Below are 14,328 nucleotides of genomic sequence, written 5' to 3'. Positions count from 1 at the left end.
GAAAGCTTCAAACGCCGTTCACCTGAGAGAACTGCACGCGGCGGCCATTCAGTCGCCGAAGATGCTCCGACTCGCGGCCACGGCGACCTGGCTGTGTGCGGGAAACTGGTCGGTCCCGCGTCGCCGCGCGTGGCCGGTTCCAACGGCGTCGTAGGGCACACGGGCGTCGGGAGGAGATGGTGGCGAACCCTCCCGATGGAAACCGGTGAAGGGCACGAAGATGGCCAGACTGTGCCGGCTGATGGTGTGCATCGGATCATCCGTGCTGCTGGCCGCGGCCGGATGCTCGACCGGTGGGGATGCGACGCCGACGTCGGCTCCCCCGCCTCGATGTGGATCCGCCGAGCAGGCCGGTCCCACGGCCTCGCGTGACGAGATCTCGCCGCTCGTCGTCACAGGTGTGGCGCCCGATCCGATCCCGGTGAAGGGCACCGACGGCAAGTACCACGTCGCCTACGAACTCGCGGTGCTCAACGCGGCGCCCCGTACCACCACGCTCGACAAGGTCGAGACCCTGACCGACGACGCTATGCCTCGCGTGCTGACCACGTTGCAGGGCGACGAGCTCGTGACCCGGACCTTGCGCGTGGGTTCGTACCCGCGGGAGCCCTCGCCCGTCACCTCGATTCCCGCCGGGCAGACCGCGATCCTGCTCCTCGACGACGTCTACGACGACCGCGGCGCAATCCCGCCGACCGTCACGCACCGGGTGGAGGCGAGCTTCGCGCCCCCCGCCGCGGACCAGCGGGAGGTTGCCGGGGTTTATCCGGACCAGGTGAGCCACATCGGCGGCTCGATCTGCCACAGCAGCCGGGAGCCGCTCGTGATCGCCCCGCCGCTCCAGGGCGACAGCTGGGTGGCGTTCAACGCCTGCTGCACAGCATCGCCCCACCGCAACGCGATGCTGCCGCTCGGCGGACGGATCAACGGGACCGAACGCTTTGCCGTCGACTGGGTGCGATTCGACCTGTCCGCCCAGCCGCTCGTCGACGTGCAGACCGGGGTGGCGGCCACGTTCAGCGGCGACCCGACGCGGAACGAGAACTATCTGGCCTACAACCAGCCCTTACTGGCCGTCGCGGACGCCACCGTCGTCTCCGTCGTCTCCGACGTGCCGGACCAGCCCCCGCACGTGTTCCCGACCGGGCTACGCCTGGACCAGTACGGCGGTAACCAGATCATCCTCGAACTCGACGCGGCCACCTACGCCTTCTACGCGCATCTGAAGCCGGGTTCCGCGTCCGTGCGAGCAGGTGACCGGGTGACGAAGGGGCAGCAGATCGGGAACCTGGGCAACTCGGGCAACAGCAGCGAGGCCCACCTGCACTTTCACCTGATGAACTCTCCGCTGCCGCTCACCGGGGAGAACCTCCCCTTCCAGATCGACCGCTTCGAGTTCCTCGGCACCGTCACCCTCGACGGCCTGAAGACGAGCTCACCGCAGGGCCCGCGCACCAACGAGCTGCCCCTGGCCGAGAGCACCGCCAACTATCCCGTCGGGCCGGATCGATGAGCCACGACTGCGGTCGGCGGCGGATGTCGACTCGGTGAGCGGCACCGAGCGCAGGAACTGGCTCCTCCCGTCCCGGCGATCACCGATGCCGGGTGTCGAAAGGCCGCGGGCAGCGTGACCTGGGCATTTCACGGCCACGTCAGCACCACCGAAGCCACACCCGCATCGTTCCGCCATGGGACGAACAGTTTCCTGACCAGGCCGGCAACGGCCCGCCCTGCGGAGGCCGTGCCATGCCGACATCCACGAAGATCGCATCACGAGGCCTGCGAGCAACCGTGCTCGCCCTGATCGCGATCGGGCTGGCCATCGCGGTGGCCGTTGCCACAGCAGGCCCGGCCAATGCGCTTCAGCCCTCTGGCGACCCGGACGTCAGCGACAGCGGCGAGGCTGCCGACCCATCGGCCGCCGCGACGCCGGCCCCACAGGCCGCCCCGGAGCCGGACCCGCGAGTCGAGACGCGGGCCGCCCCGGAGCCGGACCCGCGAGTCGAGCATCCGGTTCCGACACCGGACACGGCGTCTGCGACTCCGACACCGGATCCCCGTGTCACGAACCCGGGCCCGGCCACTACCGACGCCCCCGTCCCGCTCTCCGAGGATCCCCAGCCGACCGACGCCACAGCCGGCGGCCCGCACGCTTCGGCGCCGACTGCGAACCTGCGCAAGCTGGCCGACGCGCTGGTCGTCACGAAGAACAGCCCCACGGTGGAGGTCTCTGCGCCCGCGGGGCTCGACGTGGGCATCGTGGAGATCAGCATCCTGTTCGGCGCCGACCGGCTCACCCGCAACTACAACAACACATCGGGGTCCCGGTTCGAGGTGCACGCCCCGCCCGGTGACGGGACGGCGCGACAGGACAACCTGGACATCACGCTCACCGAGCGCAACCCCGGCGGCCCCCACCACTACTCGATCCTCTCGAGCGTGAGCATCGCACCCCTGTTCACCGTCACCGTCTCGCCGTTGACCGTGAACGCGTTCGGCGGTTCCTGCGATCTCGTCGGTCAGGCCGACCCGACGATCTTCTGGGTCGACCCGGCCGGCGTGCCCCACCGGTACGACTTGAGCAGCGCCATCGGTGAGATCTCCGCGTTCGGCGGGACTTGGACCGATGTCAGCACGAGCAGCGGTCTGACCATTCCGACGCTCGAATGGGTCGACCGCGACCCCGGCGGGTTCGGCTCGATCGGCGAGAACGCACTGCCCCGCGGGGCCGCGCTCCTTCCCCTGCCGGGTTACCTGCCCCAGGCCGGCACCATCGAGTATCCGTTCAGTGACCGGTACGCCGACGCGGGCGGCGACAGCGATTGCTTCGCCGACCTGGCGTACACCGTGACCCTCGACCCGCCGCAGTAGCCCGGGACGGCCGGGGTGGACGAGCGACGTGGGCATTGTGCGCCCCCGTGCAGGACGTGTGGTCCGCGGCTGGTCCCCACCTTGGAAGTCCTCAATCAACTAGGGGTTCCAGGGCTCAACATCGACGTCCGCCCGCCAGCATCTTGCCCAACTCGGTGTTGTGCCGACGGACGGGTGCGCAGGCCAGCGTCGGTGAGCGTCTACCGCGGATGGCTGATGCGACGTGGACGGACGGCGGGGCGTTTCAGCCGCTTATCCGGTAGCACTTCCGTGTTCGACGAATCTCCATCCCCCGTGCGAGCTACAGAATCTGTCCACTCCGCGGTGACGTGAATCGCGTCCCGTTATCGATAGCTTCGTCGCCAGCAACACGGGCCGCCGGGCGAACGCGTCCGCCGAGCCGGATCGAAGGACGAGGGCGATGAACAAGACACGTGGTGTCGGGGTACTCGGCCGGTCACGGGGCCGCCGGTTCGCCACGGCCCTGATGGCCGCGACACTGGCTGTGGCCGGCGCGACCGCCTGTAGCGACGCCGCGCACGAGGAAGACGGCCCGGCGCCCGCGGACCAGGCCGAGACCGCCGCGATCGAGTGGGGACCCTGCCCGGAGGCGGCGAAGGGAGTGGCCCGGGATCCCGAGCTGACCTGCGCAACGGTCGAGGTCCCGCTGAACTACGACGAGCCGGACGGCACGTCGATCGAGGTGGCGATCTCCCGGCTGGCCGCCGCCGACCCCGAGAAGCGGCACGGCGTTATGCTGCTGAACCCGGGCGGTCCCGCCCTGTCGGGTCTCGACATGCCCGGCACGATGGCACCGACGCTGCCGAAGCCCGTCCTGGACGGCTACGACCTGATCGGCTTCGATCCGCGCGGCGTCGAGCACAGCACCCCGCAGAGCTGCGGCCTCGAGGTCGCCGGCGTGCCAGGCCATTTCCCCTATCCCGCCGCGAACGGCTCGATCGACGCGAACGTCGAACTGGCCCGCACCGAAGCCCAGAGGTGCGCCGCCACGGCCGGAGAGAACCTGCGGTACTTCAACACCGCCAACACCGCTCGTGACCTGGACCGCATCCGCGAGGCGCTCGGCGAGAAGAAGATCTCCTACTGGGGCCGGTCCTACGGCACCTACCTGGGTGCTGTCTACAGCTCGCTGTACCCGGAGCAGACCGACCGCATGATCCTCGAAGGCAACGTCGACCCCACCAGGGTCTGGTCCGGCGAGGCGGAGGGCTGGGGCAAGAGCATGGTCGAACGGTTCCCGGACGCGGCCGCCGTCGCCGCGGCGCAGAACGGCGCCCTCGGGCTCGGCGGCACCGTCGACGAGGTCACCCGGACCTATCTCGCGCTCGCGGATCGGCTCGACCGTGAGCCGGCGCCAGTTCCGGGCACGCAGCAGTCCATGAACGGAGCGATCCTGCGCACCGTCACCTATGCGCTGCTCCTCGACAACAAGACCCTGCCGATCCTCGCGCAGGTCTGGAAGGCCGCCGCGGACCTCGCGGACGGTCACCTCACCGCGGCCGACGGCGAGGTGCTCGAGCAGGTGTTCGCCGAGACGCCGCCCACCCCGGGCGTCCCCGCGGACAACCAGGCGACCATGTTCCTGGCACTCACCTGCGGTGACGCCGAGTGGTCCCACGACGTTGCCGACTACGCCACCCGCAGCGCCGCCGACCGCAAGGCCTGGCCACTCACGGCGGGCATGCCGGCCAACATCTGGCCATGCGCCTTCTGGAAGGCCCCGATCGAGAAGCCGGTCACCGTGACCGACACGGGCCCCGGTGACATCCTGATCCTGCAGAATCGCCGGGACCACGCCACACCATGGGACTCCGCACAGGGGCTGCGCAAGGTCCTCGGCGACCGTGCCGCCTTCGTCGGTGTCGACAACGGCGGGCACTACGTCTACGACGAGGGCTCGGCCTGCGCCGACGGGGCTACCGTCGATTTCCTGAACACCGGCCATCTGCCGGACGAGGACGTCTTATGCACCGACATCGAGCAAGGCTGACAAGACCGGCGCTGCAGTAGAGGGTGATTGTCGACCGGGTCGTCCGGCTCGACTGGCGGATCTGGAACGCCCGATTCGCGGACGGCCGAGGCAACGCCAGTGTTCCGAGCTGCGGATGTGTGGGGCGGGTGGGGCTCGAACCCACGACCTGACGGATTATGAGGACGAATTTTCCGCAGAAACGCCAACGCCGCTACCAGCGCGTTCGCGGTTCCGAACGCCACAAAGACGCTGGTAGCGGCTAGTTTTCAGGCCTGCCCGGTCAAGCCGGGTTCGGCGCGGCGGACCCTCGCTAGGCCCCGCCAGCGGAGGGGATTTGGAGGGGGCGGGAAGCGTCCGAAGTAGACACGCTGGCGGCTGCGAACCCTAAGCTCCGAACGCGGGCAGCGGCTCGCCGCCGTCCCCGTCCGGCCCGCCGTCGTCCCACTCCTTCAGCTCATCCTCGGGCGGGTTCAGATGGGCCAGGCGAGCGCTCGCGTACCGGACGTCCGAGCGGCGCCACGCGCGCTTCGCGGAGCCGCGGTGCGCGGGGATCACGGCCAGTCCGCCCCCCGATCGGGGGGTTGGGTGCCAGCGGCACGGTGCCGCGTTTCGGCACGGCTCCCCGTCGCTCAGGCGCGGCAACCCGCACAGCGCGGAGTCCCGCAGCACGCCCCTCATGACAGACCCGCGAGGCAGTACGCGCAGACCTTCATCCGCACGACGACCGCAGCGACATCGAAGACGACTGCGCCGAGGGAATCGGCTTCGCAGTGGCAGAAGTCGCACTCCAGAACGTCGCGTCGGCGAGCGTCGCGGATCAGCTCCCGCATCCGCTTCGGCGTGCACTCCGCGAGGCAGTGCGCCACGTTCGGCTGCGAGCCGAATACGGTGTGGACTTGGGACCAGCCGCCATGCGGGCACTTCCGCGTGATCGGAACGGATAGCTCCATCGCGAACCGGGACGCCCACGCCTTGACAACTTCCGGCGTGCCGTCGTCTTCCGGATGGAACGCGAGTGCGGCTAGGCGCCGGCCGTCGCGTTCGACAATCTGGCGCGCCTGCGCGATAGCGGCTTCGTATTGGTCGACTCGGGGGTTGGCGGTGGCCATGAATTCCTCCGTTGGGGAGCTGTGGGGGAACGCCCCGGCTGGCCCTCGTGGCGCGCGACAACCAGCCGGGGCGCGGTACGCCCGCTCGGAAAGGGACAGAAACGAGCGGGGCGGCTTACTTGACGGCCTTCTTGGATTCGATGCCGACGATGCCCTTCAAGAGCACCCGACGGCTGTTGCCGACGCGGATCTGTGTTCCGGCCTTCACACCCACGAAGTCCCCGCCCCGCCCGACGCGCACCGTTGTCGAGCCGGGCACAACCGTCGGGCGGAACCGGCCCCGGGAGTCGCGCGGGTGCTTCGCGGGGTTGAATCGTGCCACTACAGAACCGGCGGCGTGTAGGTAGTGCTGGTGGTGATCTGCATGACGGCCGCCGCGCCGCGATGCCGAACGCCGACCCCGAAGGCGCGGGTGTAGAACGCCTCCGTCAGCGGGTATTCGGTCTGATTACCGGGGAGAAGGCGCAGACCCTGGTGCGCGGCGTTCGGGTGCTGCCGGAAGCCCACAGGATTGAGGTCGGAGTTGGGTCCGTCCGTCGCCACCGCCAGCAGGTAGTCCGGCGGCATGACGTCCGTCGCGACAATCCACATCGGACCGTACGAACCGCTGATCGGCAGGCGCCCGATCTCGGCCGGTGCGATGTCCCCGATGATGGTCTGATCGGTGAGGTACGCCGGGGCGGCCGCGCCGGGGAGGTAGTCGTACTGGGCCTGCAGCGTGCCGCTGCCCGCCCGAATCGCCACGATCGGTGGCAGCTCGTCCGGGTTGAGGAAGAGGACCAGCTGCGACCCGGCCTGCGTTCCGTACCCGTGCTCCCGGATCGTCGAGATCAGCGCGTCGAGATCCGCACCGTCCGGCGTCGCGGAGCCGGTCGTGAGGTAGTGCGAGTGGTTGGCTGGGAAGGTCCGGAAGGCGTAGTGCGGCGGGCGCATCCCGTCCGTGCCAGTCCAGAGCCCGTAGACGGTCTTGCCATCCGAGTTCTCGCCGGGCGTCGGGTCGAGCAGCCGCTTCAGGATCTCCGTGTTGACGAGCTTGTTGTCTGCGGCCAGGGCGCGGCGGTGGATCGCTTCGATCTCCGCAGCGGTCGCATCCCGCAGGTAGCGGGCAGTGAACCGCGTCGCCAGGTCGTGGTCGTTGAAGTCGTACCCCATTGTGACGACGTCCGGCGGCGCCGCGAGGGAGACCGGCTCGCCGAACTCGGACGCGCGCTCGAACCCGTCCTGGTCCGTGGTCTGCGCCACGCCGTCCGCCGACCGCACGGTCGGGAAGCTCAGGAAGTTGGCGACGGCCGTGCGCTCTTCGTTGCGGATTGCCAGGGTCGCCTGGAACTCCCGAAACATCGCCTCCAGGTCGGCCCCGTCGATCGACGCGGCGACGATATCGCCGGCCGTACTGATTCCTCGTGCCATTGGGCTCTCCTACTTTCCGGCCGCGACGCGGCGACGCTGCTTGGGGGCGGGGGTGTTGACCATCGACGCCATCCAGGCGTCCAGATCGGACTTCGTGAAGTACCAGCGGCCCTCCGGTCCGGTCTGATAGCCGCGGAGGCGCGGCGGGTCGAGCTTCGCGGCGTGCCCGATCGCGCTTGTGGGCATGCCCGTGTACTCCGCCGCCTTGCGGATCGTGAGCTTCGGCTCGCGCGCCATCACGGCTCCTTCCTGTCGGGGTTTCTGATCATGATCAAGAGTAGATCGCGTTGATCAACTAAGTCGAGTTTCCGCGAACGCAGGCCGCCTGACCTGCGGAAACACTGATTGCACTAATAGACGCCAATTGCGTCTATTACGCGTGTTGAGTACCGCCGCGGCAAGCTCGGCTTTACTCCGGGCTACTCGGGAGGTAACGTTGACCCGGCAAGACTCGCTGCCCCGAACGTGACACCCAGGGAGCCCGCTCAGAGACGCGGAAGCCATCGAGGATCACCGGACGCGTAAGCGGCTGATGGATAACGGAATGTAAGCGTGCCCGCGCGGAGCCGGCAACGCCTCTCGTCCGATCAGCCGAGCAGCACCCGACACCAATTGTGGGTGCGTGGCTCGGCTTTTCGCCGTTCTAGGCACCCCTCCTGACTACCCGGAGGGTGAGATGTCCCTGGCACGAAAGCGCCAGATGCTGTCGATCGAGCAAGCCGAGGAATACACCGGCTACTCAGATCTGATCATCAAGCGCGCCATCAAGCGCGGGGAGCTGAAGGGCGAGCGCCCCGGCGGTAGCAAGTTCGCCCGGCTCTACTTCGAGCAGGCCGAGCTAGACCGCTGGCTCGCGGCCATCGAGGTCGACGCGGAGGCGCAGTGAAGCGCCGTTGGATCCGCGATGCCATCTATGGCTACCAAGACCCGAACTCTCGGCGATGGGCATTTTGGCGCGAGAAGTTGGTGACGCCGGACGGCCGCAAGACCTTCCGGACGCTTGTGCCGGCTGTGCCGTACTCCGGGCTCTACCGACGCAGCACCGTCGCCGACCCGCCTCCCGTCGCGCCGCAGTGCCTGTATCGGCTTACGCCGCTCCGCGCGGCCCTCTCCCCCCGATCGGGGGGTGGTGACGTCCTGGTGGCCGAAGGCGAGAAGGACGCCAACGCGGGCGCCCGCCTGCCAGGGGTCGCGGCCGCCACGTCGCATTGGGGCGGCGCCGCGGTCGGGATGACCCCGGAGCAGGCGCAACACCTCGCCCCGCTCGCCACCGCGGCAAGCCGCCGGTCCGGGCGTCGGGTCGTGATCGTGGTGGATCGGGATGACCCCGGATACGCGAACGGCCTCCACACGTGGGAGCTGCTGCGCGTGGTCGGCTTCCGCCGGTCCCAACTCGCCGTCGTGCGCCCGGCGGACGGCGTGATCTCCGGCGGGGCGGTGTGTACCGGGGTGTGCGATTGCGAGCCGGTCTGTCCACCCCCCGGTCGGGGGTGGGAGAAGGCCGATCTGACCGATCACGTACGCGCGGGCTACGGCCTCCGAGACCTCGTGCCGGTCTCGGAAGCGGACCTCCGGGTGGCGGCGGACCGCTGGGCCCAGGAGCGAGCAGCAGGGGCCGAGTACGGGGCTCCCGTGCCGTCCGAGTTCACCCCGGAGTTCGAGGCGGAGCTACGCGCGCTGGCGGCGGAGTGGCCGGGGTGGCCGGCGCGGCGGAAGAAGGCGGCATGAACGCCGCAGAGCTGATCCGGCGGTGTCGCGCGGAGGCGTGTTTGGCGGTGCGGGCCGCGCTCGCCATCGCCACGGCAGAACGCCAGATCAACAAGCTCCAAGCCATCCACAACCGACAGGAGCCGACCGGCTCACACGCACGGAAGGCGAACTGATGTTCAAGCCAGAAACCAAGCGCCAGAGGCTCGCGCGCCTAGCGCGGAAAGGGAAGGTAGTTCGCAATGGCCGGATCCAAGAAGTGGCGGGCTCCGACGGACTTCGAGCCGATCGGGAAGCGGACAAAGATCGAGCACGAGGCCGCGCTGGAGAAGTCGCGGAAGCGCCAGGAAGCGGAGATGCGGGCACTGGAGGAGAAGGAAGCTCTGGAGCGGGACGGGATGCGGTGGAGCCCGAAGCGCCAGTAAACGCGGAAAGCGTCAATAGCGCACAGCACCCGTGAAAGCGTAGCCTAATACGGGTCCCAGAAATGACAAGGCCGCGCCGACGGTTCGGAGGCGTAGGCGCGGCCTTCTGTCATGAACTACCCGGAGCCCGCTCCCCCTGGAAAGGAACGAACGTGTCCAGCTCTCCCGAAAGGAACGAACGTGTCCAGCTCTCCCGAAAGGAACGAACGTGACTAAGCACCCTCCGAAAGGAACCGACGCAACGAAGCGTACCCCGAGAACTCAACGGGCGTCTACCCGGTCGAAGAAGGCTGACGGCGCTGCGCTTCTCGATCGCGTTGAGACGGTCCTGCGGCGCTTCGTGATCCTGCCCTCTGAGAGTGCCTATGCAGCGGCGGCACTGTACATCGCGGCTACGCACGGACAGAAGCTTTGGCAATGCGCGCCGCGTATGGCCATCATCTCGCCGAAGGAGGAGACCGGCAAGACGCGCCTCATGGAGATCATCGAGGCGCTTTGCTACAAGCCGTTCAAGACGGGAAACTCCACCCCCGCCGCCCTGTTTCGCTCGATCACCCCGGATCCGCCGACGATTCTGCATGACGAGGTCGACTCGATCTTCAGCAGCACCCGGCACCCGACGCCAGGCGCAGAGGAGCTGCGCGGCTTCTACAACGCTGGCTTCTCCCGTGGAGAGCAGTTCTGGCGTTGCCTACCTAGCGGAGACCCCGCCCCCTTCAACACGTTCGCCATGGCCGTCCTGTGCTCCATTCATGACCTGCCCCGGACGCTCATGAGCCGTTCGGTTGTAGTCCGCATGCGACGCAAGTCCGAAGCAACCAAGCTCGAATCGCTGCGGGTGTCGAAGCTGAAGGAGCGGAGCGCGAAGCTCCGGGGCGAGCTAACGAAGTGGGTGCGCACCATCCCGGCCGACTTCCCCGAGCCGGAGATGCCCGTGTTCAACCGCGCTGCGGACGTCTGGGAGCCGCTGATCGCGGTAGCAGATCACGCGGGCGGGGAGTGGCCGGAGCGTGCACGACTGGCAGCCAAGGAACTCACTGAGGCCAAGATCGAAAACAGCATCATGCCGGACGACCTGAAGCTGCTCTCGGACATTCGCGATGTCTGGCCAGCAGATGAACCCCGCATCCACACTCGCGATCTGCTGGTACGGCTCAACCAGGAATCGGATCTTGGCTGGAGCACATATGAGCGGGGCGGGGAGCTGGGGCCGATGTTGCTGGCCAAGCTGCTCCAGCCGTATGAGATCAAGTCAACTCAGGTCCGGATTGGTTCTGACAACCGCCAGGGCTTCTACCGAGCCACATTCGACGAGGCCTGGAGCAGCTACCTCGTAGGGCCTTCGTAGGTCCGGCGTAGGGGGTGCAAACCCACGCCGACCAGCGCCGTAGGGACCGTAGGGGCTTTGCAGGATAGGGAGGGCGCCGGCGGGTCTCTTTGTATAAAAATAAATAATGGTTCCGAATAGAGAATCAAGGTCCCTACCTCTCGGTACTCCGGAAACCCCCTACGGTCCCTACGCGCCTGGTAGATGGGCTGCAGACCCCCTACGGAGACCCTACGAAGGCACTACGGGCACTACCCCCTACGGATCGAAAGGAGAGCAAGATGAGTGAGGAAGTTGGCGTGTGGAAGGACGGCCGGACGCCACGCCGGAGATGTAGTGCGAAGAGTTCGCAGACGGGGCTCCCTTGTAAACGCGCACCCATCGAAGGGGGCACGGTCTGTGGGACGCATGGTGGACGGGCGCCTGCGGTGAAGCGGGCGGCGAAAGCGCGTCTGGAGAACGCGAGTCTGATGCTGGCGAAGGAACTTCTCGGCATGGCGACCGATGAGAACCTGCCGCCCGCCGTGAAGCTCGCCGCCATCAAAGATGCGCTCGACCGAGCGGGCCTGAGCGCCACGCAGGCCGTCGCGCTGACGCACGACATGGGCCCGCGCTATGAGCGGTTGTTCGACCACATCCACTGGGAAGCGCTGGGCCGGTCGGAAGCCCCAGAGGTCGTAGACGGGGAGATCGTCGGGACGGCGCAGTTCGACGACGGGCGCGAGCCGTGAGCGGGCACGTCTGTGCCTCCTGCGGGCGCGCTTGCGGGCCGTGCGCGGAAGCCGCCGAGCGCGGCCACCCCCTCCCCCACACGATCCGCGAGGCGTGGTGTCGGTGGTGCGCGTCTATCTACGTCGACAACGCCCCGGACCCGGAGACCGGCCGCGTCCACTGCGCGGGGTGCGACGGCGCGCTGCCCGGTCTCGCGGAGTTCATCGCGAAGAGGCTGGAGAAGTACCCGAAGCTCTGCCGCGATTGCCGGGCGGACCGGCGTCGCGCCGAGCCCGCGAGCGACGCGGACGCGTCGGGAGCCACCAGCAGCCCGCCCCCCGATCGGGGGGTGCAGTCGGCAGGCGAGCCGCCACCGCCGGGCGCCGACCCGCGCGCGCCGGTGGCGCCGACAACAGCGGCTGAGCGCGAGCGGCGGGCGGCGGAAGAGGCGGAGGCGAGCTGGCGCCGGGGCGGGTTCGTCCCGCGCACCGGGCCGGAGACGACGAAGAGCGAGCACGGCAACGGCGCGGTGGCGTGGAGCGGCACGCGGCGACGCATGTAGCGCTGACCTGCACAGACGCCCCTAGCGTCTTAGTTGAACGTTCAAGTAACGTCGGCTCCGCGCGGTCTATCTCGGTAGAGCGCGCGCCCCTGGTAGCCGCGTTGGACCCCGGAGGAATCCATGCCGACCCGAACCCCGCCCCGAACGCCCACGAGCCGTCCCGGGGGTACCCGAGCCGCGACCCGACCCCGCTCGACAGCGAGCGGCAGCGCTAGGCCCCTTCTCGGGGTGCTCTTGATCGCGTACGTCCGGGTCTCGACCGAGCGGCAGGCCGAGCGGTTCGGCCCGGCAGCGCAGCGGGCGGCGATCCGGGAGTGGGCGAAGGCGACCGGCGCGCGCATCGCCCGGTTCGTCGAAGACGCCACGAGCGGCGCGCTGTCCGAGCGCGAGGGCCTGGGCGAGGTCCTGGCGGAGATCCGCGCGGGGACGGTGGCCGGCGTGGTCGTGGCGCGGCTCGACCGGTTCTCCCGGGACATGCTCGTCCAGGAGCACCTCATGAGCGACGTGTGGGGGCTCGGCGGTGAGGTCTACTCCACCGCCCCTGACGAGAACAACTTGCGCGACGACCCGGACGACCCGAGCCGGAAGCTGATCCGGCGGATGCTCGGGGCGGTGGTCGAGTACGACCGCGAGATGACGCTGTTGCGGCTGCGGAACGGGCGCCGCGCGAAGGCCAAGGCGGGCGGGTTCGCGTACGGCTCGCCGCCGTTCGGCTACACCGCCGTGAACGGGAAGCTCCGCCGCTCCAAGGACGAGCAGGCCACCCTCCGCCAGATGCTCGCGCTAGCCGCCGACGGCGCCTCCACCCGTGCGATCGCGGACCAACTCAACGCGGCGGGCCGACCCGCGAAGCGCGGCGGGCCGTGGAGCTCTGCCGCTGTCGCCCGCGTACTCCGCACCAACACCCGGAAGGCGTCCTGATGGCCCACATCCGCAAGATCGAGACCAACCAGCGCCGCAACGGCAAGCCCGTCGCGCACTACGAAGTCCGCTGGACCGAGACCGTCGTGACGGCCGACGGGCGCCGACGGAAGAAGTACAAGCAGGAGACCTTCCCGACGAAGGACGCCGCCGACGACCGGCTGCGCGAGATCGAGTCCGAGCGCGCGGCGACTGGCGCCGTCACCGGACGCGAAGCGCGTCTAGAACCGTTCGCGGCGTTCGCCTACGCGTGGCTCGACTCGCTGTCGGGGACGGTGAAGGCGCGGACGCTCGCGGAGTACCGGCGGTTGTACGAGACCTACGTGGCCCCGGAGTTCGCAACCCGCCCGGTCGGGGGGATCACGCCCGCCATGGCGCGCGCCTTCCGCGCGGACCTCGTGGGGCGGGGGCTCGCCCGCGGCACCATCAAGCACGCGTTCGACGTGTTCCGGCGGACGCTCGATCTCGCGGTTCAGGATGGCGCGATCCCGAGCAACCCCGCCGTGTCGGTGCCGCGGTTGCGGACCGGGGACGTCGAGCCCTTCGCACCCCACCCCCTCACCTCCGATCAGGTCGGCGCGGTCGCGGCGCACATCGAGAAGACCTATCCGGTGTACGGGCTCGCGGTGCTGTTCCTCGCCGCGACGGGGCTACGCGCAGCGGAGCTGGCCGGCCTCGAAGTCGCAGACCTCGACCTCACCAAGCGCACCATCCGCGTAACTCGCACGAAGCGGAAGGTCCGGGGCGGGTGGGAGACCGGGACGCCGAAGTCCCGGAAGTCCCGGCGGGTGGTGCCGCTGGACGGGTGGCTCGTGGACGACCTCCGCGCGTACCTCGCCACCCACCCCCGCCGCGACGACCCGAGCGCGCCGCTGTTCCCGGCCAGGTACGGCCGGAACGCGCCGGTCCCGCGCGAAGAGGCGGCGAACACCTACAACTGGGCCGTGCCGGTCGAGCCCGGCACCTTCTACGCCAACTACCTCAAGCCCGCGCTGACCGCCGTTGGGCTGCCGGCGTCGGCCCCGGGCGTTCGTGGCGTGCGGCTCCACGACCTCCGCCACACGTTCGCCGTGCTGTCGCTCTCCGCCGGGGCGCACTACATGCAGGTGTCGAAGTGGCTCGGGCACGAGAGCTACGTGACGACGTTGACGATCTACGCGGACTACATCGACGAATCCGAAGGCGGCAAGGCCACACCGCTCGCCCGCCCGACCGCACCTTCTCCCGCCCCCGACCGGGGGGCGAACGTCATCAACCTCGCAGACCGGCGCCGTAACGCGGGATAGACGCCG

16 protein-coding genes are annotated in these 14,328 nt (G+C 69.0%); 12 read left to right on the top strand and 4 right to left on the bottom strand.

Annotation, left to right across the window (positions count from 1 at the left end):
• The first annotated feature begins 400 nt into the window (after positions 1 to 400).
• The 3 genes from FB388_RS07330 (at position 401) to FB388_RS07320 (ending at position 4,882) form a co-directional block, all read left to right on the top strand.
• The gene (locus FB388_RS07330; RefSeq protein WP_142098649.1) at positions 401 to 1,513 is read left to right on the top strand and encodes a M23 family metallopeptidase; all 1,113 of its coding nucleotides are present in this window, start codon (positions 401 to 403) and stop codon (positions 1,511 to 1,513) included.
• Between the two features lie 233 nt (positions 1,514 to 1,746).
• Positions 1,747 to 2,871, top strand: a complete 1,125-nt coding sequence (locus FB388_RS07325; RefSeq protein WP_142098646.1) for a hypothetical protein — start codon at positions 1,747 to 1,749, stop codon at positions 2,869 to 2,871.
• A gap of 421 nt (positions 2,872 to 3,292) precedes the next feature.
• Positions 3,293 to 4,882, top strand: a complete 1,590-nt coding sequence (locus FB388_RS07320; RefSeq protein WP_142098643.1) for an alpha/beta fold hydrolase — start codon at positions 3,293 to 3,295, stop codon at positions 4,880 to 4,882.
• Between the two features lie 366 nt (positions 4,883 to 5,248).
• On the opposite strand, the gene FB388_RS39270 is transcribed toward FB388_RS07320, so the two are convergent.
• From FB388_RS39270 to FB388_RS07305, 4 genes are all read right to left on the bottom strand, one after another.
• Entirely contained in the window at positions 5,249 to 5,419 is a 171-nt protein-coding gene (locus FB388_RS39270) for a hypothetical protein (protein WP_170225512.1), read from the bottom strand.
• A gap of 119 nt (positions 5,420 to 5,538) precedes the next feature.
• Entirely contained in the window at positions 5,539 to 5,973 is a 435-nt protein-coding gene (locus FB388_RS07315; protein ID WP_142098641.1) for a hypothetical protein, read from the bottom strand.
• A 321-nt stretch (positions 5,974 to 6,294) separates the two neighbouring features.
• Positions 6,295 to 7,383 (bottom strand): hypothetical protein, encoded by a 1,089-nt coding sequence (locus FB388_RS07310; protein WP_142098638.1) that lies wholly within the window; start codon positions 7,381 to 7,383, stop codon positions 6,295 to 6,297.
• Between the two features lie 9 nt (positions 7,384 to 7,392).
• Positions 7,393 to 7,620 carry a MerR family transcriptional regulator gene (locus tag FB388_RS07305; protein WP_142098635.1) on the bottom strand — a complete coding sequence of 76 codons (228 nt, stop codon included), beginning with the start codon at positions 7,618 to 7,620 and terminating at the stop codon, positions 7,393 to 7,395.
• Between the two features lie 439 nt (positions 7,621 to 8,059).
• Here FB388_RS07305 and FB388_RS07300 point away from each other — a divergent pair, with 439 nt between their 5' ends.
• The 9 genes from FB388_RS07300 to FB388_RS07260 all read left to right on the top strand — a co-directional run bounded on the left by FB388_RS07300 (position 8,060) and on the right by FB388_RS07260 (position 14,322).
• Positions 8,060 to 8,269 carry a helix-turn-helix domain-containing protein gene (locus tag FB388_RS07300; RefSeq protein WP_246121712.1) on the top strand — a complete coding sequence of 70 codons (210 nt, stop codon included), beginning with the start codon at positions 8,060 to 8,062 and terminating at the stop codon, positions 8,267 to 8,269.
• A 254-nt stretch (positions 8,270 to 8,523) separates the two neighbouring features.
• Complete coding sequence (locus FB388_RS07295) at positions 8,524 to 9,111, top strand: toprim domain-containing protein (protein ID WP_142098632.1); 588 nt, start codon at positions 8,524 to 8,526, stop codon at positions 9,109 to 9,111.
• Positions 9,108 to 9,266, top strand: coding sequence for a hypothetical protein (locus FB388_RS07290; protein WP_170225511.1), 159 nt, complete (start codon positions 9,108 to 9,110; stop codon positions 9,264 to 9,266). Before FB388_RS07295 ends, FB388_RS07290 begins: the two co-directional genes overlap by 4 nt.
• Positions 9,267 to 9,332: 66 nt before the next feature.
• On the top strand, positions 9,333 to 9,515 hold the full coding sequence (locus FB388_RS07285; RefSeq protein WP_142098627.1) for a hypothetical protein: 183 nt from the start codon (positions 9,333 to 9,335) through the stop codon (positions 9,513 to 9,515).
• 208 nt (positions 9,516 to 9,723) lie between these two features.
• Complete coding sequence (locus FB388_RS07280) at positions 9,724 to 10,863, top strand: DUF3631 domain-containing protein (RefSeq protein WP_170225510.1); 1,140 nt, start codon at positions 9,724 to 9,726, stop codon at positions 10,861 to 10,863.
• Between the two features lie 407 nt (positions 10,864 to 11,270).
• Positions 11,271 to 11,573 carry a hypothetical protein gene (locus FB388_RS07275; protein ID WP_142098621.1) on the top strand — a complete coding sequence of 101 codons (303 nt, stop codon included), beginning with the start codon at positions 11,271 to 11,273 and terminating at the stop codon, positions 11,571 to 11,573.
• Positions 11,570 to 12,115 (top strand): hypothetical protein, encoded by a 546-nt coding sequence (locus tag FB388_RS07270; RefSeq protein ID WP_142098618.1) that lies wholly within the window; start codon positions 11,570 to 11,572, stop codon positions 12,113 to 12,115. The genes FB388_RS07275 and FB388_RS07270 overlap by 4 nt, the downstream gene beginning before the upstream one ends.
• Before the next feature lie 228 nt (positions 12,116 to 12,343).
• Entirely contained in the window at positions 12,344 to 13,036 is a 693-nt protein-coding gene (locus tag FB388_RS07265) for a recombinase family protein (protein WP_142098615.1), read from the top strand.
• Positions 13,036 to 14,322, top strand: coding sequence for a tyrosine-type recombinase/integrase (locus tag FB388_RS07260; protein WP_142098612.1), 1,287 nt, complete (start codon positions 13,036 to 13,038; stop codon positions 14,320 to 14,322). Before FB388_RS07265 ends, FB388_RS07260 begins: the two co-directional genes overlap by 1 nt.
• The last annotated feature ends 6 nt before the right edge of the window (positions 14,323 to 14,328 follow it).

The organism is Pseudonocardia cypriaca (assembly GCF_006717045.1).
Lineage (GTDB): Bacteria > Actinomycetota > Actinomycetes > Mycobacteriales > Pseudonocardiaceae > Pseudonocardia > Pseudonocardia cypriaca.
The sequence above is the reverse complement of the archived record's forward strand: the minus strand, read 5'-3'. Positions and strand labels throughout refer to the sequence as shown.

What these genes read in the sequence shown, in the direction of transcription:
- FB388_RS07325 (WP_142098646.1), top strand. Translation starts at nt 1,747, where the DNA reads ATGCCGACATCCACGAAGATCGCATCACGAGGCCTGCGAGCAACCGTG.
- FB388_RS07320 (WP_142098643.1), top strand. Translation starts at nt 3,293, where the DNA reads ATGAACAAGACACGTGGTGTCGGGGTACTCGGCCGGTCACGGGGCCGC.
- FB388_RS07315 (WP_142098641.1), bottom strand. Translation starts at nt 5,973, where the DNA reads ATGGCCACCGCCAACCCCCGAGTCGACCAATACGAAGCCGCTATCGCG.
- FB388_RS07310 (WP_142098638.1), bottom strand. Translation starts at nt 7,383, where the DNA reads ATGGCACGAGGAATCAGTACGGCCGGCGATATCGTCGCCGCGTCGATC.
- FB388_RS07305 (WP_142098635.1), bottom strand. Translation starts at nt 7,620, where the DNA reads ATGGCGCGCGAGCCGAAGCTCACGATCCGCAAGGCGGCGGAGTACACG.
- FB388_RS07300 (WP_246121712.1), top strand. Translation starts at nt 8,060, where the DNA reads ATGTCCCTGGCACGAAAGCGCCAGATGCTGTCGATCGAGCAAGCCGAG.
- FB388_RS07290 (WP_170225511.1), top strand. Translation starts at nt 9,108, where the DNA reads ATGAACGCCGCAGAGCTGATCCGGCGGTGTCGCGCGGAGGCGTGTTTG.
- FB388_RS07285 (WP_142098627.1), top strand. Translation starts at nt 9,333, where the DNA reads ATGGCCGGATCCAAGAAGTGGCGGGCTCCGACGGACTTCGAGCCGATC.
- FB388_RS07260 (WP_142098612.1), top strand. Translation starts at nt 13,036, where the DNA reads ATGGCCCACATCCGCAAGATCGAGACCAACCAGCGCCGCAACGGCAAG.